Source organism: Streptomyces sp. NPDC041814, from assembly GCF_055590565.1.
Window position 1 is genome coordinate 599,040 of the sequence record NZ_JBVJAM010000003.1, and the last position, 20,894, is coordinate 619,933.

The 20,894-nt window shown below is 71.3% G+C and carries 20 protein-coding genes; 4 read left to right on the forward strand and 16 right to left on the reverse strand.

What is annotated here, in order from left to right; translation table 11 throughout:
* Positions 1-26: 26 nt before the first annotated feature.
* Positions 27-1,691, forward strand: a complete 1,665-nt coding sequence (locus ACZ6C6_RS12350; RefSeq protein ID WP_469201789.1) for an FG-GAP repeat domain-containing protein — start codon at positions 27-29, stop codon at positions 1,689-1,691.
* Positions 1,692-1,743: 52 nt separating this feature from the next.
* Here ACZ6C6_RS12350 and ACZ6C6_RS12355 read toward each other — a convergent pair whose 3' ends face one another.
* The 12 genes from ACZ6C6_RS12355 to ACZ6C6_RS12410 all read right to left on the reverse strand — a co-directional run bounded on the left by ACZ6C6_RS12355 (position 1,744) and on the right by ACZ6C6_RS12410 (position 11,023).
* The gene (locus tag ACZ6C6_RS12355; protein WP_469201792.1) at positions 1,744-2,370 is read right to left on the reverse strand and encodes an OmpA family protein; all 627 of its coding nucleotides are present in this window, start codon (positions 2,368-2,370) and stop codon (positions 1,744-1,746) included.
* Positions 2,367-2,963, reverse strand: a complete 597-nt coding sequence (locus ACZ6C6_RS12360; RefSeq protein WP_469201794.1) for a hypothetical protein — start codon at positions 2,961-2,963, stop codon at positions 2,367-2,369. The genes ACZ6C6_RS12355 and ACZ6C6_RS12360 overlap by 4 nt, the downstream gene beginning before the upstream one ends.
* A 29-nt stretch (positions 2,964-2,992) precedes the next feature.
* On the reverse strand, positions 2,993-3,631 hold the full coding sequence (locus ACZ6C6_RS12365; RefSeq protein ID WP_469201796.1) for a pilus assembly protein TadG-related protein: 639 nt from the start codon (positions 3,629-3,631) through the stop codon (positions 2,993-2,995).
* The gene (locus tag ACZ6C6_RS12370; protein WP_450819552.1) at positions 3,628-3,861 is read right to left on the reverse strand and encodes a Flp family type IVb pilin; all 234 of its coding nucleotides are present in this window, start codon (positions 3,859-3,861) and stop codon (positions 3,628-3,630) included. The genes ACZ6C6_RS12365 and ACZ6C6_RS12370 overlap by 4 nt, the downstream gene beginning before the upstream one ends.
* 231 nt (positions 3,862-4,092) lie before the next feature.
* On the reverse strand, positions 4,093-4,980 hold the full coding sequence (locus tag ACZ6C6_RS12375) for a DUF5936 domain-containing protein (RefSeq protein ID WP_469201798.1): 888 nt from the start codon (positions 4,978-4,980) through the stop codon (positions 4,093-4,095).
* 20 nt (positions 4,981-5,000) lie between these two features.
* Complete coding sequence (locus ACZ6C6_RS12380) at positions 5,001-5,939, reverse strand: type II secretion system F family protein (RefSeq protein WP_469201800.1); 939 nt, start codon at positions 5,937-5,939, stop codon at positions 5,001-5,003.
* 34 nt (positions 5,940-5,973) lie between these two features.
* Positions 5,974-7,314, reverse strand: coding sequence for a CpaF family protein (locus ACZ6C6_RS12385; RefSeq protein ID WP_469201802.1), 1,341 nt, complete (start codon positions 7,312-7,314; stop codon positions 5,974-5,976).
* Between the two features lie 44 nt (positions 7,315-7,358).
* Positions 7,359-7,727: a TadE/TadG family type IV pilus assembly protein gene (locus ACZ6C6_RS12390; RefSeq protein ID WP_469201803.1), complete on the reverse strand. Its 369-nt coding sequence runs from the start codon at positions 7,725-7,727 to the stop codon at positions 7,359-7,361.
* The gene (locus tag ACZ6C6_RS12395) at positions 7,721-8,137 is read right to left on the reverse strand and encodes a TadE/TadG family type IV pilus assembly protein (RefSeq protein WP_469201805.1); all 417 of its coding nucleotides are present in this window, start codon (positions 8,135-8,137) and stop codon (positions 7,721-7,723) included. Before ACZ6C6_RS12395 ends, ACZ6C6_RS12390 begins: the two co-directional genes overlap by 7 nt.
* Positions 8,138-8,160: 23 nt before the next feature.
* Entirely contained in the window at positions 8,161-9,408 is a 1,248-nt protein-coding gene (locus ACZ6C6_RS12400) for an AAA family ATPase (protein ID WP_469201807.1), read from the reverse strand.
* A gap of 7 nt (positions 9,409-9,415) precedes the next feature.
* Positions 9,416-10,129 carry a Flp pilus assembly protein CpaB gene (gene cpaB / locus ACZ6C6_RS12405; protein WP_469201809.1) on the reverse strand — a complete coding sequence of 238 codons (714 nt, stop codon included), beginning with the start codon at positions 10,127-10,129 and terminating at the stop codon, positions 9,416-9,418.
* A 57-nt stretch (positions 10,130-10,186) separates the two neighbouring features.
* Positions 10,187-11,023, reverse strand: coding sequence for a hypothetical protein (locus ACZ6C6_RS12410; RefSeq protein WP_469201869.1), 837 nt, complete (start codon positions 11,021-11,023; stop codon positions 10,187-10,189).
* A gap of 389 nt (positions 11,024-11,412) precedes the next feature.
* Here ACZ6C6_RS12410 and ACZ6C6_RS12415 point away from each other — a divergent pair, with 389 nt between their 5' ends.
* Positions 11,413-13,080: a chitinase gene (locus tag ACZ6C6_RS12415; RefSeq protein ID WP_469201871.1), complete on the forward strand. Its 1,668-nt coding sequence runs from the start codon at positions 11,413-11,415 to the stop codon at positions 13,078-13,080.
* Positions 13,081-13,283: 203 nt separating this feature from the next.
* Positions 13,284-15,470, forward strand: a complete 2,187-nt coding sequence (locus ACZ6C6_RS12420) for a serine/threonine protein kinase (RefSeq protein ID WP_469201811.1) — start codon at positions 13,284-13,286, stop codon at positions 15,468-15,470.
* A 19-nt stretch (positions 15,471-15,489) separates the two neighbouring features.
* On the opposite strand, the gene ACZ6C6_RS12425 is transcribed toward ACZ6C6_RS12420, so the two are convergent.
* The 4 genes from ACZ6C6_RS12425 to ACZ6C6_RS12440 form a co-directional block, all read right to left on the reverse strand.
* Complete coding sequence (locus ACZ6C6_RS12425) at positions 15,490-16,965, reverse strand: GntP family permease (RefSeq protein ID WP_469201812.1); 1,476 nt, start codon at positions 16,963-16,965, stop codon at positions 15,490-15,492.
* 106 nt (positions 16,966-17,071) lie between these two features.
* Positions 17,072-17,482: a RidA family protein gene (locus ACZ6C6_RS12430; protein ID WP_469201814.1), complete on the reverse strand. Its 411-nt coding sequence runs from the start codon at positions 17,480-17,482 to the stop codon at positions 17,072-17,074.
* Positions 17,483-17,488: 6 nt separating this feature from the next.
* Complete coding sequence (locus ACZ6C6_RS12435) at positions 17,489-18,247, reverse strand: IclR family transcriptional regulator (protein WP_469201816.1); 759 nt, start codon at positions 18,245-18,247, stop codon at positions 17,489-17,491.
* A complete protein-coding gene (locus ACZ6C6_RS12440; protein WP_469201819.1) occupies positions 18,244-19,302 on the reverse strand; it encodes a sugar kinase in 1,059 nt (352 codons plus the stop codon). Before ACZ6C6_RS12440 ends, ACZ6C6_RS12435 begins: the two co-directional genes overlap by 4 nt.
* Before the next feature lie 150 nt (positions 19,303-19,452).
* Between ACZ6C6_RS12440 and ACZ6C6_RS12445 the strand changes: the two genes are divergently transcribed.
* Positions 19,453-20,742, forward strand: a complete 1,290-nt coding sequence (locus ACZ6C6_RS12445; protein WP_469201821.1) for an alanine racemase — start codon at positions 19,453-19,455, stop codon at positions 20,740-20,742.
* Positions 20,743-20,894: the final 152 nt, after the last annotated feature.

Genomic DNA, 20,894 nt, shown 5'->3' on the forward strand with positions numbered 1-20,894 from the left:
GCTCATGGACAACCCCTGGGGGGGCCTTGCACCTGTCTTCACTGAAATACGGCCGCACCGGCCGCGCTCGCTCGAAGCGCGCGAGCCGGATCGCGGCCTGCACCGCGCTCGTCCTCTCCGCCGGCATGCTGCTGGCGGCCCCGGCCTCGGCCGACGACGCGAAGGGAGCCGACGCGACGAAGGCCGTCGGCTCGACGCCGCGCATGGACATCTCCGGCGACGGCAAGAGCGACATCCTCTACCAGACGCGGGAGGGCCGTCTGTTCCAGTCGGTGGGCGCGCCGGTGGCGGACTACCCCGTCGGGTTCAACGACCCCGACGACCCCGACGAACAGCTCGTGTACAAGGACATCATCGCTCCGGGCGACCTGCAGGGCGACGGCATGCCCGAGCTCCTCACCCTGACGGCGTCCGGCACCCTCACCCTCCACCCGCTGTTCGGCATGGATCCGACGGGGAACCCCCCGACCTGGTCCGGAAAGGGCTGGCAGAAGTACAACAAGATCGTCGCGCCCGGCGACCTGACCGGTGACGGTCACAACGACCTGATCGCGCGCACGCCCGCCGGTGACGTCTTTCTCTATGTCTCCACCGGTCGCATCGACGGCGAGCCCTTCGAACCCGCCGTCAAGGTGGCGTCGGGCTGGGAGGCGTACGACCAGATCGTCGGCATGAACGACTCCACCGGCGACGGGATCGGCGATGTCGTCACCCGGACCCCCAGCGGCTACCTGTACTTCCGCGCCGGCACCGGGAGCCCGTCGAAGCCGTTCAAGGAACCGATCCGGATCGGCTACGGGTTCGACACGTACAACCAGCTCGTGGGTGTCGACGACATCAACGGGGACGGTCTCGGCGACCTCATGGGCCGCAAGGAGAACGGGGACACGTACATCTACCGAGCCCTCTCCAACGGCCACCTCCGGATGAGGATCCCGGGCACCTTCGGGTGGCACAAGGCGGCCATGCTCGTCGGGGCGGGCGGCAACCCGGGCGCCGCCAAGCGCAGCATCCTGGGCGTCAACGCCAAGGGCGGCGGATTCTGGTACGACTCCAGGAACAACGGCGAGCTCTTCAGCCGCGTGGGCCGGTTCCCCCAGCCCGAGGGGTGGCTCGCCGTCTCCCTAAACGACGACGGGCAGGCCGACAACCTCTGGGTGGACGACGGCGTGCTGTACATCGCGGGCCACCGGATCGGCGGCGGCTGGGGCGGCTACAACGACCTCATCGGCCCCGGCGACCTCAGCGGTGACGGCGCGGGCGACATCCTCGCGCGCGACGCCAAGGGCGACCTGTACCTGTACCGGGGGAACGGCAAGGGCACCGCGCTCGCGGCGAAGATCAAGGTGGGCTACGGCTACGGCTCGTACCGCCACATCGTCGGCGCCGGAGACCTGACGGGCGACGGCCGGGCGGACGTGGCGGGGATCGCCAAGGACGGCACGCTGTACCTGTACGAAGGCACGGGCAAGGCGTCCGCGCCGCTGAAGGCGCGCGTGAAGATCGGCTCCGGCTTCGACATCTACAACAAGTTCGCCGCGATCGGCGACCTCAACGGTGACGGCCGGACCGACCTGGTCGGGGTCAACGGCTACGGCGATCTGTACCGCTACACGTCCACCGGGACGGGCCAGATCAACAAGCGCATCCGGATCGGCTACGGCTTCAACATCTACCAGGCCCTGCGCTGATTCGCCCGTGCGGCGGCGGCCCGGTCGCGGTGCCGCCGCCGCACGGTGCGGGTCAGCTCTGCGAGCCGGTCTCGCCGCGCTGGAAGGAGACCTCCACGCGGCGGTTCTTCCGGCGGCCGTCCTCGTCCTCGTTGCTGGCGATCGGGTAGTCCTCGCCGTAGCCCCGGATCTCGAACGTGATCCCGGAGCCGCCGAGAGCCTCGTCCAGCACGTTGTGGACGGCTTCGGCGCGCTTCTTGGACAGCACGTCGCCGTGCTCGGAGGAGCCGAGGTCGTCGGTGAACCCGAAGACCCTGACCTTCTTGGCGTCCTGCCGCTTGATCTCCTCGGCGATGGCGTTGATCCGCCCCTTGGCCTCACCGCTGAGCTTGGCGCTGTCCTTGCCGAAGAGCACTTCCGCCTGGAGGGCGAACTTGATGTCGGCGTTGGTGTCCTCGCGACGCTCCTCGCCGCCGAGGTCCTCGATGACTGACTTGATGTCCAGGACTTTGGGCGGGGCGAGGGTGGCGCCTTCGGGAAGCTTCAGGTCGGTGTCGTGGGGGTCGATCTCGACGGGGGGCTCGGCGGACGCGGACGGATAAGGGCTGTCCCCGGCAACCGCCTCCGGGGCCACGGCCCCGACACCCCCCAGGGCGACCACCCCGGCGAGGAGGGTTGTCGCGACGCGGCGGGGGGTCATCCGGAGATCTCGATCGTTGCGTTGGGGAAGCCGGGGAACTGCACGCCCACTTCGTGGGTGGACGCCTCGGGCGCGGGGAACTGGGCGAAGAACGTGAGCGCGGCACCGGCCTCGATGCTCGGCTCATAGCCGCTCGTCGTCAGCGGACGGTTGTCCGTGTCACGGAGGACGTAGTAGCGCTTCTTCGCCTTGGAATCCACCAGCATCATCGCTGCGAGAGACCGGCCGTTGGCCGCAACCGCGGTTTCCCGGCCGCTCCATTGAATCGGTGTGGTGTAGGCGCCGCTCCCAGTGTTCTTGAACTGCCCGTTCACCGTCAGGAATCCACCAGAGTCTCGCATCGCTGAAGTGATGACCATCTCCACGCCCGAGTCCCCCTTGACGTTCGCCAGGACCGTGTCGGTCTCCGGAGTCGTCTCGGACTTACTCTTCGCCTTCCCGGAATCCCGTGTCGTCGTAGGACTCGGCGCCCCCTTGTCCTGGCCGCTGCCTTCGTCATCGCCGCCGCACGCGGCCGCGGAGAGGGCCAGCATCGCCACCAGGAGCACGGCAACACCGGTCCGGCGCGTTTTCCTCACGTACCGAGCAGTCATCGATCCCTATCCTTTGCGGTCAGTCTCAGTCAGTCTTCGGCAAGACGTACGGTGAAAAGATCAGCCACGGCCGGTACGAGGGCCGGATCCTCTGGGTCAACCGACCAGTCCGGGCCATCGTCACAATGGATCCTGCCGATCGACGCGGATGGCGGATCCGTGCCCGCGTCCGGGGCGGGCGTCGGGACTTCGGCTGGGACAAACGCACAACGGGGCTCGATCACGGCCACGGCCATGGCTTCCGCCCTCTTCCCTTCCGTGCCCGGAACGATGTCCGTGCTCACACCCTTGCCCGACTTCAGACGGACTTTGTATCCCCATCTGCCATCGGTCAGTGGACGGCACCGGACGTCGCCCGCCTTGTTCCGGGCGGCGAAGTCCGATGCCTTCCAGCAAGCATTGACCGGCCCCCCGGGGAAGGACTCACCAAACACGGATTCGAAGTATTCGGGGTCCATGAGGTGGGCCTTCAGATCCGGTTCCAGAAGGCTGCGCGATTCCTTGGCGGCCGCCAGCGCGGCGGCATCTGCCGCGCCCTGTGCTCCATTGCGGCGAATATCGGCTTCGCCAAACGCGAATAGAACCAGCGCAACGAAGAGCACCCCCACCACCGCCGCGAGGTAAAGCGGCGAAGCCTGCCCTGCTTCGGCTTTCCGCCAGCCAATCACCTGTTGAGAACTGAGTTGATCTTCGCCGTGAACTTGTTCCCGATGGTGGAGCCCATATCCGTGTTCAGCAGGGCAATCACGATCGCCACCACCAGAATCGTGATCCCGACGTACTCGATCGCCCCCTGCCCCTCGTCCTTCCGGCGCTTCATGCGGTCCACCGTGGTGTGCGCCCAATGGTTCACATAAGTCTGCGTCCGCACCGCCGCCCTGAGCGCGATGTCCTTCATGGCGATGTCCCCCTCCGGGTTCGACCGACCGGGAATCGGTCGATGTTGGTCCGTAAGTCCGTGTGCTACGGGCAAAGTACGTCGGTGCAGTGGCCTTCGTCGTGGGCTGCCGGGCCCATTCCCGCTCCCGGGGCCCGTCAGACGTATCGCTTTCAGCCATGCCGTCCCCTCCCGCCCCCCTCAGCTCCGAATGTCCCACAAATAGCCCTCTGGAGAGACCACTTCGCGGGCTCAGCTGCCGAAGATCTCATTGATGTTCACGTTCGCCGCGTAGTAGAAGCCGACCGCGATCAGGATGATCGTGCCCGGGAGCATGAAGCTCGTGACGATCAGCGTCGCCTTGGGGACCGCCTTGGACGCCTTGCGGCGGGCGTTCTGGGCGTCCGTGCGGCGCATGTCGTTGGCGATCTGGATCAGTGTGTCCACGATGGGCGCACCCAGCTCCTCGCCCTGCTGGAGCGCGGAGACGAACATCGAGACCTGCTCGGACTCGTTGCGGCGGCGGAGCTGGTCGAAGGCGTCGCGTCTGCTGACGCCCATGTCCATCTGGCGCAGGGTGATGCGGAGCTCGTCGGACCACGGGCCGGTGTACTTCTCCGCGACCCGTTCCAGCGCCTGCCGGAAGCCGAGACCGGCCGAGACGACGACCGCGAGGACGTCCAGGAAATCGGGCAGGGTGCGCTCGATGTCGTCCTTGCGTCGGGCGATGGCCGCCCGGATGATTACGTCCGTCCAGAACAGGCCGTAGACCAGCAGGACGACGGCCAGAAACACCTGCCCGTTCATCAGCATCGCCAGGGCGGCCAGGATGCCGAGCCCGCCGAAGACCGCGCGGCGGGCGGCGTAGCGGTCGACCGTCAGGCCGCGCGGGTTGCCCGCCATGTCGAGCTTCCGGCGGATGCGGTCGACGCGCCGGGGGCCCATCAGCGACAGGACCCGGGGGGCGTACCGCATGCCGATGCGGTCGATGGCCGATCCGGTGGCGCTGGTGCGGCTGGCGCCGATCTCCAGGGCGACGGCCAGGTCGCCGGGGAGCTTGGCGTCCGCGCGGTACATGCGGACGCCCTGGAAGGCGCCGAGGACGGCGAGGCCCATGACGGCGGCGAGCAGGATCTCCATGTGCGTCTCCTCTCCGGCCGTCAGATGCGGACGCGGGTCAGGCGGTTGATCAGGAAGAAGCCGAGGCCGTAGAGCCCGGCGGCGGCGACGATCGCGATGCGGCCGGGTGTCGCGGCGGCCATGTCGTCCAGCGCCCCGCCCCTCATGGTGTTGATGAGGAGCAGGAAGAGCAGCCCGAGGACGGGGACGGCGACGGCGGTGACCTTCACCTGCGAGAGGAGGGTGGTGACCTCGCGCCGGGTCTCCTTGCGCTCCTCCAGTGTGTTGGTGAGGTTGCGCAGCGAGGAGACGATGGTGCCGCCCGCCCGGTTGGAGAGGATGAGGGTCGAGACGAGGACGGTCAGCTCGCGGGAGGGCAGCCGTTCGACGAGCTCGTTCAGGGCGTCGTCCAGCGAGTGGCCGATGGCCAGGCGGTCCGCGACCCGGCGCAGTTCCTCGTGGGCGGGGTCGTCCAGCTCCTCGACGGCCATGGAGATCGCGGTGCGCAGGGCGAGTCCGGCCTGGGTGGCGTTGGCCAGGACGCGGGTGAGTTCGGGGAGCTGGCTGATGAACGCCTCGGTGCGTTTGGCGCGCTGCCAGTTGAGGAAGGCGTTGCCGCCCCAGGCACCGATGAGGACGGCGAGGAGCCCGAAGAACGGGGCGAAGACGGCCGCGGTGACGAAGTAGAGCCCGAGCAGGGCCGCGGCGACGTACACGGCGTACTCGCCAGGGGTGAGGTCGAGGCCGGTGACCGCGAGCTTCCGCTCGATGCGCTTGCCGAGGCCGGTCCGCCGCAGCCTGCGGTCGACGGACCGGAAGCGCCGGACGCGCCCCTCGATCGCCAGGGGGCCGGTCCTGGACAGGCGTTCGATGAGCGCCCGTTGCTGTTCCCTGCCGGACGCGAAGACATGCAGGCCGACGACGGCGAGCACACCGGCGAGCAGGGTCACGCCGACCGTCAGGAGCGGGAGGTTGTCCATGTCGGGGAGCGCCTTCCAAGCGGGGGGTGGGGGTTCAGGCCGTCGGCGTACGGGTCAGCAGCTGCTCGTCCGCATGGGCGACCCCGAACGCCGGAGGGACCGTCTCGTTCGCCATGTAGAAGCGGTCCGCGACCCGGCGGGGCACCGGGAAGTAGGCGAACTGCCCGTACACGCGCCCGTCCGCGGCCATCGGGAGGGCGTCGAAGCGGCAGACGGAGACGATGCGGTAGCCCTCGCGGCCGTACGAGTCCACCACGGCGATCTCCGTGACGCGGCGGGAGCCGTCACCGTGCCGGGTCAGCTGGATGATGACGTCGACCGCGCTGTTGATCTGGTCGTGGATCGCGGCGAACGGGATTTCGACCTCGGACATGGAGCTGAGGGTCTGAAGCCGCATCAGCGCGTCCTCCGCGCTGTTGGCGTGGACGGTGGCCAGGGAGCCGTCGTGGCCGGTGGACATGGCCTGGAGCATGTCCAGGGTCTCACCGCCCCGGACCTCGCCGACGATGATGCGGTCCGGCCGCATGCGCAGGGAGTTGCGGACGAGGTCGCGGATGGTGACCCGGCCCTTGCCCTCGACGTTGGGCGGGCGGCTCTCCAGCGTGATGACGTGGGACTGCTGGAGCCGTAGCTCGGCGGAGTCCTCGATGGTGACGATGCGCTCGCCGTCGGGGATCAGCCCGGAGAGCGCGTTGAGCAGGGTGGTCTTTCCGGTGCCGGTGGCGCCGGAGACGATCACGTTGAACTTGGCGCGGACGAAGCCGGCGAGCAGGAGCAGCATGTGCTCGTCCAGCGAGCCGAGCGCGATCATCTCCTGGAGCGTGAAGGCGCGGGGGAAGCGCCGGATGGTGAGGATCGGGCCGGACAGGGAGAGCGGCGGGATGACCACGTTGACGCGCTCGCCGGAGGGGAGCCGGGCGTCGACCATCGGGTTCGACTCGTCCACGCGGCGGTTGACCGTGGAGACGATGCGCTCGATGGTCTGCATCAGCTGCTCGTGGGAGGAGAAGCGCATCGGGAGGAGTTCGAGGCGTCCGCCGCGCTCCACGTAGACCTGTTCGGGGCCGTTGACCATGATCTCGCTGATGGAGGCGTCCTCCAGGAGCGGTTCGAGGATGCCGAGGCCCAGGGCCTCGTCCACGACCCGGCGGATGAGCTGCGAGCGCTCCACGGAGGACAGGACGGGGCCCTCACGGCTGATGATGTGGCCGAGGACGCGTTCGAGCCGGGCCCTGCGGTCGGCCGCCGGGAGGGCGGACATCTCGGCGAGGTCGATCTCCTCCAGCAGTTTGGCGCGGTAGGCGCCGACGAGCCGGGTCTCCTCGCTCATCCCGTTCGCGGGTTCGGGACTGGTGATGCGTGCCCGCAGGCTCATGTGCTCAACTCCTTCGATTCCGGTCGGCGCCGCTTCGGTCCTGGTCAGTCACGGGGCATGGTGGCGCTCTTCTCCACGGAGCCGAAGGAGAGCACCGGCAGCAGGCTGGGGATGCGCACGCGCACCCGTACGGTCACGGCCTCGGCGCCAGTCTCCTCGCCGACACTGGCCCCGTCGGCCAGCCAGCCGCTCATGGACTGCTTCGCGACGGCCGCGGCCCGGCCCTGCTGGTCCTCGGTCGAGGCCACCCGGGCCGCGGTCCGCGCGGCCGTTCCCGCCTGCTGGGCGGCGTACACGGCGATGCCGAGCTGCGCCACGGCGAGCGCGACGAGGAGGAGCAGGGCGAGCACGCCCACGTACTCGACGGCGGCCTGGCCACGCTGCCGGGAGCCGGTACGGCGGCGGGTCACCACGCCTCCCGCCGCTCGTTCCGGGCACTGGCCTCACCCGTGGCGTGCATGGGCACGCTGAACGCCCCGGGGAACAGCAGCGGTACGTCGATGCGCACGGTCGCCGTGACCAGCTCGCCGGAGCCGCCGCAGTCCACCTGGGTCGCCCAGCCGCCGGGGACGTCCTCGCGTACCGCCCGCGCGCATGCCGCCCCCGGGTCCCCCTCCGCGACCGCGGCGGCCCGGACCGCCTTGTCGGCGGCGTTCCCGGCGAGGATGTACGTGTAGCAGACGAGCCCCGCCTGCCAGAGCAGGGCGAGGGTGAGCAGGATCAGGGGCAGGGTGCCGACGAACTCGATCGCGGTCTGGCCCCGGTCGGAGCGGGCGTCACGGCCCGCCGCCGCCCGGCGCCGGTGCGCGGGTAAGAGGTTCATGGCACGGCACTCCCCCTCGGTGTTCATTTCGCCCGCGCCCGTCGGCCGCCCGACGCGCCGCGGTCTCCCTTCAGCCTGCCCACCCGGGCGGCCGCTTCCGCGTTCTTGACCAGACCGAGGTCTCCGGCCAGCCCCCACAGGGCCTGTTTCACGGTGGACTTGGCGTCCAGGTCCTGGAGGCGTCCGGCGTCCACGACGGCCTGGAGCTCCTTGAAGTTGGCCGGGACGGCGAGCCGGGCGACCTTGGTTGCGGTGATCTTCTCGATCAGCGCGGGCTGGATCTCCGTGTGGCGGGTGTGCCGGTTGACGAGGGTGATGGTCTCCTCGGCCTTGCGGACCTGGAGCCGGTCCCAGAGCCGGACCATGCGCTTGGCGGCCCGGACGGTGATCACGTCCGGGGTGGTGACGAGCACGGTGCGGTCGGCCATCTCGACCGCCGCGGCGTTGGCCGAGTTCATGTACGTACCGCAGTCGATGACGACGACCTCGTAGCGGTGGCGCAGGGCGCTGACGGTCTGGCGTACGACCCGGTCGGTGACGTCCTCGCCGCGCTCGCCGTCGGCCGGGGCCAGGAGCAGGGCCACGCCGGACTCGTGGTTGTACAGGGCGTCCTGGAGGACCCGGGGCGAGATGTCCTGGATGGTGGCGAGGTCGACCACGGACCGGCGGAACTGCACGTCGAGGTAGGAGGCGACGTCCCCCGACTGCAGGTCCAGGTCGGCCAGCGCGACGGTGTGCCCGGAGGCGGCGGCCGCCAGGGCCAGCTGGACGGCGGTGACCGTGGTGCCGACGCCGCCCTTCGCACCGCTGACGGTGACGACGGTGCCACCGGGTCCGGTGTGCAGCTCGGCACCGGCGCCGAGGTGGCGGCGCACCCCGACGGACCAGCCGGAGGCGGCCTGGACGCGCTGCGCCAGCTCCTCGTACGAGAGGGGCAGGCCGACCAGGCCGCGGGCGCCGGAGTCCATGGCGGCCGAGTAGAGCCCGGGGCTGGTGTCGGCGGTGACGAGGACGACGCCGACGGCCGGGAAGCGCAGGGCCACTTCGCGGATCAGCTCCAGGGCCGGGACCGGGCCGATCCGTTCGTGCACGAGGACGACCTCGGGGAGCTCGTCCAGGGATTCGGCGGCGAGCCGGGCGAGGGTGTCGAGCAGTGAGGTCGAGTCGCCGAGCGGGGCGGCCGGCTCCGCGTCGGGGAGCTGGCCGAGGAGCCCGGAGACGGCGCGGGCGGCGTCGGCGTCACCGACGGCCGGGAGGATGCGTGTGCTCATCCGGTCCTCACTTGCTCTTGTCTTCGTCGAGGTCGTAGCTGCCCTCGCCCGGGCGCAGGGTGGTCGAGCCGCCGGCGGGGAGCAGGGCGAGGCGTACGTGTTCGGCGAAGGACTCCGCGTAGGCGACGCGCTGGGCGTCGTCCGTGTCCAGGGCGAAGGTGATCGGCACGGCCTCGGTGGGGCCCTCGCCGCGGTTCTCCGGCTTGGGGTCGAGCGAGGTGAGCGTGCCGACGTCGATGACGCGGGCGTTGGCCACGATGACGCGCGACGTGGGCTTCTCCTTGTCGGTGCGGCCGGCGAAGGTGGCGTAGATGTTGACGAGGTTGCCGGGCCGGATCTTGCCGGCGACGCCGGTGGCCGCGTCGATCATGATGGCGATCTCCTGCTGCCCGCCCTTCACCTTCGGGCGGTCGACCAGCATGTCCTCCTGGAGCAGGGAGCCCGGGTGCAGTTCGGTGACAGCGATCTTTCCGCGGAGCGCGGAGAGGTCGGTGACGGCGCTCTTGGAGAGCCACCGCTCGGGCATCGAGATCTTCTCGAACTGACTGGATTCCAGCGGCTTGTAGGGCGCGATGGTGGTCTTCACCCGGTACGCGGTCACCTCGGGGCCCACCTTGGAGTTCACGTCACCGATCACCCAGATCACACCGGCGAAGGCGGCGAGGGCGCACAGGACCGAGAGAACGAGCAGGATGACGCCGCGGCGTTGCCGTGAATTCATGGGCGGAGCGACCTCGCTGGGGTATGTGGGCCGACGGTCGGGGCGGTTCGGGGGACCTCAGGGATTCAGGGCGGCGGGGCCGCGCGTGCGGTCCTCGGGCGGGTTCAGGGGGGCGTTGCACAGGCCGCAGCGGTCGCCGATGAGTTCGTTTCCGCACCACGTACAGACCTCTCTGCGCACCGAGGAGACCAGTTGGTAGATCAGTGAGATGTCGGGCAGATAGGCCACGAACTCGATCATCTTCGGCGTGCCCCACCAGCCGGGGGACTCGTCGGGCAGGACGGCCTCGTGCACCGCCTGCACCTGCCACGCGCGGGCCAGCGTCCCGGTCACCCACTCGGACGGGGACTGCCCCCGGGCGACCAGGAGGTGCGTGGCGTACCGGGGGCCGGACAGCTCCCCCGTACCGGCCCTGACGAGCTGGGGTTCCGGGTTCGCGAGCACGCCGAACTGGGCGCCGGGGACCCAGGACTTGGCGTGCGACTTGAGGCTGACGGGCACCCGGTCGAGCCGGGTCACGGAGTGCAGCAGCGCCCCGGCGTGCACGTAGTGGGAGAGGAGCCGCGCGGCGGAGGCGATCACCCCGGCGCTGAAGTCGCAGACGGACAACTGGCGTAACTGGCGCACCAGCACGGCCACGCCGAGCGGCGGCAGGTCCGATTTGAGCAGGGCGATCCGGTCGCTCTCCAGGACCGAGCGGACGGTGTGCAGGCGGCGTTCGTGCGCGGCGGGGATGCCGGCCGGGTAGACGGCGATGACGTGTCCGTGCTGCTCCAGGAGGAGCCGCATGTCGTCCACCGCCTGGTCCAGGGACTGTTCGCCGGGAGCGCGCAGGACGACTGCCGGGGGCGTCTGGCGGTCCTGCGGGGGCAGGGCGAGGCCGGGACCGGTCACTGCTATGGCTGTCGGCACGCCGCTCCCCGTTCCTCGGGCCGCCGCGCACGGCCGCACTCGCTCCCGCCGGGTGCTTCCGCTCGGATGCTCCCGCCTGAGCACTTTATCCACGTACGGCAGGACAGAGAACACTTTCAAGAAGCCCGCGGAGCACGGGTGATGAGGTCACGGGCGGCTCCGGGGGGACCGGAGACCGCCAGAGGTCTTGACAACTTGATTGGTCTGGACCAGTTTATCGGCCAGCGGTGGCCACCGTTCCTCGATTCCACACCCCGGCACCCCCGTGTCGTCCCCCCGCCATCCCCGACTCCTCCCGGAGGCAGCAAGTGGATCGTTCCCCCGCCCCGAGCCGCAGACGACGCCGCACCCGCCCGGTCCTCGGCTCCGCCATGGCCGTCGTGGCGGCCGGCGCCCTGACCCTCACCGGCCTCGTGACCAGCGCCGAGGCCGCCGACGTCAACGTCGCCAAGAACGCCGGCTTCGAATCGGGCCTCGCCAACTGGACGTGTACCGGGAACTCCGGCACCACCGTCTCCTCCCCCGTGCACGGCGGCACCTCCGCCCTCAAGGCCACCCCGGCCGGCCAGGACAACGCCAAGTGCTCGCAGACCGTGGCCGTCAAGCCCAACTCGACGTACCAGCTCAGCTCCTGGGTCCAGGGCGGTTACGCGTACCTGGGCGCCAGCGGCACCGGCACCACCGACGTCTCGACGTGGACGCCCGGCTCGACCGGCTGGACGCAACTGAAGACCAGCTTCACGACCGGTGCGAACACCACGTCCGTCACCGTGTACACGCACGGCTGGTACGGCCAGGCGGCCTACCTCGTGGACGACTTCTCGGTGACCGGCCCCGACGGGGGCGGCGGCACCGACCCCGGCCCGTCGATCCCCGGCGCCCCGGCCGGGCTCGCGGTCGGCTCGACCACGTCCTCCTCCATCGACCTGTCCTGGAACTCGGTGTCCGGCGCGACCGGCTACACGGTCTACAAGGACGGCGTGAAGGCGACCACCTCGACCGGCACCTCGGCGACCGTCACCGGTCTCGCGGCCGACACGGCCTACCAGTTCGCGGTGACCGCCACCAACGCGGCCGGTGAGTCAGTGAAGTCGGCCACCGTCAGCGGCCGGACCGCCACGTCGGGCGGCACCAACCCGAATCCGGGCACCTCGGTGCCGAAGCACGCGGTCACCGGCTACTGGCAGAACTTCAACAACGGCGCGACCGTCCAGAAGCTCAGCGACGTGCCCGCGAACTACGACATCATCGCGGTCTCCTTCGCCGACGCGACGACCACGCCCGGCGCCGTCACCTTCAACCTGGACTCGGCGGGCCTGAACGGCTACACGGTCGACCAGTTCAAGGCCGACATCAAGGCGAAGCAGGCGGCCGGCAAGAACGTCATCATCTCGGTCGGCGGTGAGAAGGGGTCGGTCTCGGTCAACAGCGACGCGTCCGCGACCAACTTCGCCAACTCCGTCTACGCGCTGATCCAGGAGTACGGCTTCAACGGCGTCGACATCGACCTGGAGAACGGCCTCAACTCCACGTACATGACGAAGGCGCTGCGTTCCCTGTCGCAGAAGGCGGGCTCCGGCCTCGTCATCACGATGGCCCCGCAGACCATCGACATGCAGTCCACCGCGGGCGAGTACTTCAAGACGGCGCTCAACATCAAGGACATCCTGACCGTCGTCAACATGCAGTACTACAACAGCGGTTCGATGCTCGGCTGCGACGGCAAGGTCTACTCGCAGGGCTCGGTGGACTTCCTCACCGCGCTCGCCTGCATCCAGCTGGAGGGCGGTCTCGACCCCTCGCAGGTCGGCCTCGGCGTCCCCGCCTCCACCCGGGGCGCGGGCAGCGGCTACGTCGCCCCGTCGGTCGTGAACGCGGCCCTGGACTGCCTGGCCAAGGGCACCGGCTGCGGCAGCTTCAAGCCGTCGAAGACCTACCCGGGTCTGCGCGGCGCGATGACCTGGTCGACCAACTGGGACGCGACGGCCGGCAACGCCTGGTCGAACGCGGTCGGCCCGCACGTCCACGGCCTCCCGTAAACCACATCCCCATGACCAGCAGCGCCGCCGCTCCCCCGGCGGCGCTGCTGCGTGTACGGGGTGGCTCGGCGCAGCACGTGAAGGCCCGGCTTCGGTACCGGTAACGCAACAGTCGTGTACGGGAGTTGCCCCACCGCATGGCTGTCCGCGCTCGCACGTGGCACGGTTGTGGGGCGCGGTTCTGGGGCGACAGGGGGAGTGACATGGCCGGGGCGCGGATCGAAGCGCTGGGCGGGGACGATCCGGTGACGCTCGGGCCGTACCGGCTGCTCGGGCGGCTGGCGTCCGGCGGCATGGGCCGGATCTATCTGGCCCGGGCGGGCGGCCGGGACCTCGTCGCCGTGAAGACGCTCCTCGCGGAGGGCCGGGTCAGCGACACCGACCGGCGGCGCTTCGCCCGTGAGGTGGCGGTCGCCCAGCGGGTGGACAGCGCCTACACCGCGCGCGTCCGGGACGCCGATCCGGACGCCGAGCGGCCCTGGATGGCCATCGACTACATCGCCGCGCCCCCGCTCTCCGAACTGGTCCGCTCCTGCGGGGTGCTGCCCGCATCGGCCGTGCGGTGGATCGCGGCCGGCACCGCCCAGGCCCTGGTCACCCTGCACGGGGTGGGCATCGTCCACCGCGACGTGAAGCCGCAGAACGTGCTGCTGCCGCTGGACGGGCCCCGGGTCATCGACTTCGGCATCTCGCACGCCAGCGACCTCACCCTGACGGGCCTCACGCTGGGCACGATCGCCTTCACCTCGCCGGAGCAGGCGCGTGGCGAGGAGTCCACCGCCGCGTCCGACGTGTATTCGCTGGGCGCCACGCTCTTCCTGCTGGCCACCGGCCGGGCGCCCTACCGCGCGGACGGCGACACGCTGCGGCTGCTGGCCCGGGTGCAGCGCGGCGAGCTCGATCTGACCGGGCTGCCCAAGGAGCTGGTCGCGACGATCCGGCCGTGCCTGGCCGTGCAGCCCCGGCACCGTCCGACCCCCGCCGAGCTGCTGGCCCGCTTCCGGGAACAGCAGGCCGGGCTGCCCGTGACGACGAGCGGCACGCGCTGGCTGCCGCCGCGCTGGACGGCGCTGATCGACGCGTACGCGAAGCAGGGCCTGGAGTGGGCGGGCGGCCGGGCCCCGGGCGGCCCGTCGCACGCCCCGACCGTGACGCAGCGGACGCGCGCGGTGCCGAAGCCGCCCCCGACGCTGGTGTATTCGCCGCAGCGGCAGGCCCGGGCCGACCGCGACCGCACCCGCCGCGAGATGGCGGCCCTCGCCCAGCTGGCCGAGCGGCAGCGCGCGGAGCGGGAGCAGTCGGAGCGCGAGGAGGCGGAGCGCCTTGCCCGGGTGCGGGCCGAGCGGGAGGAACGTGAGCGCGCGGAGGCCGCCCGCCGCGAAGCCGCCCGCCGCGAAGCCGCCCGCCTGGAGGCCGAGCGCGTGGCGCGGGTGCGGGCCGCCCAGGAGCGGGCCGACCGCGAGCGCGCCGAGCAGGAGCGGGCGGCCCGGCAGCGCGCGGAGCGGGAGCGCGCCGAGCGGGCGGCCCGGGCCCGGACCGCCTCGCCCACCCCGGTACCCGCCCCGGCGGGCCCGCGCACCGGCTCGTCGTCCTCCGGCGCCGCCGCCCTGGGCTGGCTGCTCGCCCTGGTCGCCGTGGCGGGGCTGCTGACCTGGCAGCCGTGGGAGAAGGCGGGGGGCGGTTCGGCGTCGGGCAGCAGCGCGTCCGGCTCCGTCACCTCGGGCAGCGACCTCGACACGCACGCGGACGACAGCACGACCGCCGACACGGACACGGACACATCGAGCAGCGGCGGCGGCTCCACGGACAGCGACACCGACACCGACACCGATTCCGACGACACCGTCACGGAAGAGCCGACGCCGACCCCGACACCCACCCCCACGCCCACCATGGACGCCACCGACCGCGCGTTCGCCGCCGTGCACGTGGGCGACTGCCTCAACGTCTACAACGACGGCTACGACAACATGAGCGCGAGCCGCCCGAACCGTGTGAACTGCGACGCCTCGAACGCGTACATGCACGTCAACCGGGTGAGCACCCGCACCGGTGCGTCCAGCTCCTGCGACACGGGCGCCGGCTTCACCTGGTGGAGCCGGTCGGGCGACGACGGGATCACACGGACGCTGTGCCTGGACCGGGTGTACAGGGCGGGCCAGTGCTTCCCGGCGAAGGTGAACGGGGAGACCAACGCGGACCTGACGGTGGTGTGGCGCTGCAACGCGGCCAAGGTGCCCAAGGCGGGCCAGTCGATCCTGCGGATCACCGGCTTCTACCGGGCCCCGAAGAAGGGCCAGAACTGGACCTGTCCGGCGGGGCCCGGCGAGCGGTTCTGGTACTGGCAGGTCAACCAGGGCCGCAGCATCATCTGCGCCTCGGCGGCCTGACCCGTACGCGTAGCAGGCCCTAGATCACCAGGCTGAGCAGCGCCGCGACGGCGAACCCGGCGACCGACAGGACGGTTTCGAGCACGGTCCAGGACTTCAGGGTGTCGCGTTCGGAGATGCCGAAGTACTTCGACACCATCCAGAAGCCGCCGTCGTTGACGTGCGACGCGATGATCGATCCGGCCGAGATCGCCATGATGATCAGCGCGAGGTGGGCCTGCGAGAAGCCCTGGTTCTCCACGAGCGGCACCACGATGCCGGCGGTGGTGACGATGGCGACGGTCGCCGAGCCCTGGGCGATGCGCAGCACGGCGGAGATCAGCCAGGCGAGCAGGATGACGGGCAGGCCGACGTCGTTGAAGGTGTCGGCGAGCGCGTCCGCGATGCCGCTGCCCTTGAGCACGGCGCCGAAGATGCCGCCCGCGCCGACGACGAGCAGGATGTTCCCGACCGGCTTCAGCGAGGAAGTCGACACGGATTCCAGGGACTTGCGGGACCAGCCGCGCCGGATGCCGAGCAGGTAGTACGCGAGCAGCAGGGCGATCGTCAGGGCGACGAAGGGGTTGCCGAAGAACTCGATGACCGAGCGGCCCGTCGAGGGGTCCATGGCGATCGAGGAGAACGTGGCGGCGAGGATCAGGATCAGCGGGGTGCCGATGATGGCGAGCACGGTGGAGAGCGCGACCGGCTCCTCGCGCGGGGTGACCCCGGCGGCCCGCTGCTCGGCGACGACGGCGGCCTTCGCCTCCTCGGCTGCCTCGACCATGTCCTGCGGGACATCCACGAAGATCCGCTTGCCGATCCACGCGGCGTAGCCCCAGGCGGCCAGCACGGACGGGATGCCGACGAGGGCGCCCATCAGGATGACCCAGCCGAGCGAGACGTGGAAGAGACCGGCGGCGGCGACCGGTCCGGGGTGCGGCGGCAGGAAGGCGTGGGTCATGGAGAGACCCGCGAGGAGCGGCATGGAGTACAGCAGGATCGATTTTCCGGACCGTTTGGCGGCGGCGTAGACGATCGGCGCGAGGACGAAGATGCCGACGTCGAAGAAGACCGGGATACCGAAGATCAGACCGGTCAGGCCCATCGCGAGCGGGGCGCGCTTCTCGCCGAAGAGCCGCAGCAGCCGGGCGCTCAGCACCTCGGCGCCGCCGGAGACCTCCAGGATCGCGCCGAGCATCGTGCCGAGGCCGATGATGATCGCGACATGGCCGAGGATGCCGCCCATGCCGGATTCGATGACGGAGACGGCGGCGGACTTCTGCACGGTGCCGAAGAGTTCGGTCACGGAGAGCCCGGCGCCCAGGCCGACGGCTATGGAGACCGCGAGCAGCGCGACGAACGGCTGGAGCCTGACCTTGATGATCAGGAAGAGGAGGAGCGCGATTCCGAGGGCGGCGACGGTCAGCAGACCGGGCGTGCCGTCGACGAGGAGGAGGAATCCGCCGGTGTGGGGTGGCGCCTCGGCGGGGGTGGGACCTGCGGCGAGCTGCATGGGTAACTCCGTTGTTCGTCCATGTTTCTGGGCAGGGGGGACCGCGGCACGGCGCCTCGGGGATGTGCGGCGCCGTGCCGGGCGGGGTGCGGATTACGGGGATGGCTCAGCCCAGGACGGCGAGGGCGTCGATCTCGATGAGGAGGCCCTTCGGCAGGCCGACGTAGACCGTGGTGCGCGCGGCCGGGGCCTCCTTGAGGTTCTGCTCGGCGAAGTACGCGTTGTAGATCTCGTTCATCTCGGCGAAGTGGTCCACGTCCGTGAGGTAGACGCGCATCATCATCACGTCGTCCCAGGTCGCGCCGCCCTCCTCCAGGATCGCCTTGACGTTGGCGAAGGTCTGGAGGGTCTGCTCGCGCAGGGTGGGGCCGGCCGGGGTGGGCGCCTGGCCCTCGACGGCGGGCAGGAAGCCGACCTGGCCGGCGACCTGGAGGATGTTGCCCTTGCGCACGCCGTGCGAGAACTTCGCGGGCGGGGTGGTGTGGGTGCTGGGGGTGAGCGCGGTCTTGTCGGTCATCGGGGATCAGGCTTTCTTGGGTCGGTTGCTGCCGGAGTACTCCCGGCTGATGGTGTCGGCGGTGCGACGGACCAGCGGGAGCAGGGTGAGGAGTTCCTCGGCCGTGACGACCACGTTCGGCGCGGAGACCGACATCGCGGCGACGACGCGCCCGTCGGCGCCGCGGATGGGGGCGCCGACGCAGTTGATGGACTCCTCGTGGCCGCCGAGGTCGGTGGCCCAGCCCTGTTCGCGTACGGCGGCGAGCTCCTTGAGGAACGCGGCGGCGCCGGGCGTCGAACGGGACGTGTACATGGGGTAGTCGAGCTTTTCGGCGATGGCCCGCCGCTCGGCCTCGCTCAGGTCGGCGAGGAGCAGCTTGGCCACGGCGGCGACGGTGATGGCGACGGGCTTGCCGATCCGCGAGTACATCCGGACCGGGTAGCGGCTCTCGACCTTGTCGATGTAGAGGACCTCGTTCTCCTCGTACACGGCGAGGTGGACGGTGTGGCCGCACAGCTCGTTCAGCTCGGCGAGGTGCGGGTGGGCGATCTCCCGTACGTCGAGGTTCTCGACCGCCTCCTGCGCGAGCGCGAACAGCCGGGCGCCGAGGCGGTAGCGCTGGTCCTGCTGCCGGTAGACGAGCCCGTGCTCGTGGAGCGTACGGAGCAGGCGCAGCGCGGTGGACTTGTGGACGCCGAGGCGGTCGGCGACCTGTCCGAGGTCGGCGGGCCCCTGGGCGAGGAGCGGCAGGATGCTCAGCGCGCGGTCGACGGTCTGGCTCATGGCGTACGTACCTCCGTGTCGTCCCCCGTCCACCCGGGGCCGAGTCGCAGTCTCCCCCACGCGTCGTCGTCCAGTGCCGCGAGGCGGTCCGCGTGCTCGCGGGCGGGGGGCGCGGTGAGGTCGCCGGGGACGGTGAGGACGGCGGCGGCCATGAGGTGGCCGTGCCGCGCCCGCTCCCGGACCGGGAGTCCGCGGAGGGTGGCGGACAGGAACCCGGCGGCGAAGGCGTCGCCGGCACCCACGGGGGCGACGACGTCGACGCGGAGCGCGGGGACGTGGGTGACCTCATCAGCCCCGCCGGCGTTCGAGGCGCGGGGTCCGGGGCGGGGCCCCGGGTCATGAGAGAACACCGTCACGCCGTCGGCACCGCGCTTCACCACGACCACCCCCGGCTCCGGCAGCGCCTCCCGGATCGCGGCGGCGCCCACGACGCCCCACGCCTCCTCCGCCTCGTCCTCCCCCACGAACACCACATCCGCCCGCCGCGCCAGCTCCAGCAGCACCCCGGCCGGCTCCCCCCGCCACAGCCCCGGCCGGTAGTTCACGTCGAACGAGATCAACGGCCGCTCCGCCCGCGGGGCGGTCAGCTCGTGGAGCAGGGCCAGGCAGTCCGCCGACAGCGCGGCGGTGATCCCGGAGAGGTGCAGGACGCGCCCGGCGGGCAGGCCGTCGCACGGCACCGTCGCGGGCGACATCGCGGAGGCCGCGGACCCGGCCCGGTAGTACGCCACCTCGTGGACATCCGTGGCCCGGTCCGTGGCCGTACGGAAGTAGATCCCCGTCGGCCGCGCGGGATCGCGCCGCACGAAGGACGTGTCCACGCCGTACGCGGCGACCGCCTCCACGAGGTGGTCGCCGAAGCCGTCCGCGCCGACCCGGCTCACCCACGCCGCCCGGTGCCCGGCCGCGGCCAGCGCGCAGGCGACGTTGGACTCGGCGCCGCCGATGCCCCGGTCGAAGGACGGCACGTCGGCGAGGCGTCCGGGCCGTGAGGGCAGGAACGTCACCATGGACTCACCGAGGCACACGACATCGGCGGGCGTCGTTCCGGACACGCGGGGCTCCTCAGCAGTCGGGCGGCGGCACCGGCACTCACCATTGACCGGGCGTCGGCTCGGATGTTAGACAGCCCTGAGCGATATACGCAATGGGTGTTGCATATGTTGCAATCGACTGCTGACCGGACCCGGACCGAGGAGACCCCCATGGCCGCCGCGCACGACGTGACCGCTCTCGCCGACGAACCGGTCGACCACCGGTTCAAGGGCCTCCCGCCCGACGCCGAGGGCCTGACCGTCGGTGCCCTGGCGGCCGAGCGCCGCAACCTCTTCGGCGGCGGGTTCACGACCCCCGTGCTCGCGCTCTCCGCCGAGTCGGTCGAGCACAACCTCGCGCTCCTGGAGACGTACGCGGAACGCCACGGCCTCGCGTTCGCCCCGCACGGCAAGACGTCGATGTCCCCGCAGCTCTTCGCCCGCCAGCTGGAGCACGGCGCCTGGGGCATCACGGCCGCCGTTCCCCACCAGGCGCGGGTCTACCGCGCGTACGGGATCGGCCGGATCTTCCTCGCCAACGAGCTGGTCGACGCCGCCGCGCTGCGCTGGCTGGCGGGCGAGCTGGACGCCGACCCGGACTTCGCCTTCGTCTGTTACGTGGACTCCGTGCGCGGGGTCGAGCTGATGGACGAGGCCCTGCGGGCTGCGGGCGCCTCCCGCCCGGTCGACGTCGTCGTGGAGCTGGGCGCGGGCGAGGGCGCGCGCACCGGCGCCCGGACCGAGGCGGACTGCGCCGCCGTGGCGGACGCGGTGGCCGGGGCGCCGGCCCTGCGCCTGGTCGGCGTGGCCGGGTACGAGGGCGAGGTGCCGGACGCGGACGGTGACCGGGTCCGGGCCTGGCTGCGCAGGCTCGTCGCGCTGGCGGCGGACTTCGACGCGGCGGGCCGCTTCGCCGCGCTGGGGGCCGGTGAGCGCATCGTGGTCAGCGCGGGCGGCAGCGCCTGGTTCGACGCGGTGGCGGACGTGTTCGCCGGAATCCCGGAGCTCTCCGCCCCCGTGCTCAAGCTGCTGCGCTCGGGGGCGTACGTCTCGCACGACGACGGCCACTACCGCCACCTGACACCGTTCAACCGCGTCCCGGAGGAGGGCGCCCTGCAGCCCGCGTTCCGGCTCTGGGCGCAGGTGGTGTCGCGCCCGTCCGCCGGGCAGGCGTTCCTCAACGCGGGCAAGCGGGACGCGGCGTACGACCTGGACCTGCCCGAGGCGCAGGTGGTGCGCTCGGGCCGGGACGGCTCGGTGCGCCCGGCCGAGGGGATCACCGTGACCGGCCTGTCCGACCAGCACACCTGGGTCCGCACGGACGAGGGCGCGCGCCTTGAGGTCGGGGACTGGGTGGGGATGGGCCTGTCCCACCCCTGCACCAGCTTCGACAAGTGGCAGCTGATCCCGCTCGTGGAGGCGGACGGCACGGTCACGGACTTCGTCCGCACGTTCTTCTGAGCACTTCAAGCCCCTCCGGCGATTGAGGAGCGGGGGTGGGGGGGGGGGGGGGCCCCCCCCCCCCCCCCCCCCCCCCCCCCCCCCCCCCGCCGCCCGGCCCGGCCCCCCCCCCCGCCCGCCCCCCCCCCCCCCCCCCCCCCCCCCCCGCGGCG

Excerpts from the sequence above, each read along its gene's own strand:
- ACZ6C6_RS12355 (WP_469201792.1), bottom strand. The coding sequence starts at position 2,370 with ATGACCCCCCGCCGCGTCGCGACAACCCTCCTCGCCGGGGTGGTCGCC.
- ACZ6C6_RS12360 (WP_469201794.1), bottom strand. The coding sequence starts at position 2,963 with ATGACTGCTCGGTACGTGAGGAAAACGCGCCGGACCGGTGTTGCCGTG.
- ACZ6C6_RS12370 (WP_450819552.1), bottom strand. The coding sequence starts at position 3,861 with ATGAAGGACATCGCGCTCAGGGCGGCGGTGCGGACGCAGACTTATGTG.
- ACZ6C6_RS12375 (WP_469201798.1), bottom strand. The coding sequence starts at position 4,980 with ATGGAGATCCTGCTCGCCGCCGTCATGGGCCTCGCCGTCCTCGGCGCC.
- ACZ6C6_RS12380 (WP_469201800.1), bottom strand. The coding sequence starts at position 5,939 with ATGGACAACCTCCCGCTCCTGACGGTCGGCGTGACCCTGCTCGCCGGT.
- ACZ6C6_RS12385 (WP_469201802.1), bottom strand. The coding sequence starts at position 7,314 with ATGAGCCTGCGGGCACGCATCACCAGTCCCGAACCCGCGAACGGGATG.
- ACZ6C6_RS12395 (WP_469201805.1), bottom strand. The coding sequence starts at position 8,137 with ATGAACCTCTTACCCGCGCACCGGCGCCGGGCGGCGGCGGGCCGTGAC.
- ACZ6C6_RS12400 (WP_469201807.1), bottom strand. The coding sequence starts at position 9,408 with ATGAGCACACGCATCCTCCCGGCCGTCGGTGACGCCGACGCCGCCCGC.
- cpaB (WP_469201809.1), bottom strand. The coding sequence starts at position 10,129 with ATGAATTCACGGCAACGCCGCGGCGTCATCCTGCTCGTTCTCTCGGTC.
- ACZ6C6_RS12415 (WP_469201871.1), top strand. The coding sequence starts at position 11,413 with ATGGCCGTCGTGGCGGCCGGCGCCCTGACCCTCACCGGCCTCGTGACC.
- ACZ6C6_RS12420 (WP_469201811.1), top strand. The coding sequence starts at position 13,284 with ATGGCCGGGGCGCGGATCGAAGCGCTGGGCGGGGACGATCCGGTGACG.
- ACZ6C6_RS12425 (WP_469201812.1), bottom strand. The coding sequence starts at position 16,965 with ATGCAGCTCGCCGCAGGTCCCACCCCCGCCGAGGCGCCACCCCACACC.
- ACZ6C6_RS12430 (WP_469201814.1), bottom strand. The coding sequence starts at position 17,482 with ATGACCGACAAGACCGCGCTCACCCCCAGCACCCACACCACCCCGCCC.
- ACZ6C6_RS12435 (WP_469201816.1), bottom strand. The coding sequence starts at position 18,247 with ATGAGCCAGACCGTCGACCGCGCGCTGAGCATCCTGCCGCTCCTCGCC.
- ACZ6C6_RS12445 (WP_469201821.1), top strand. The coding sequence starts at position 19,453 with ATGGCCGCCGCGCACGACGTGACCGCTCTCGCCGACGAACCGGTCGAC.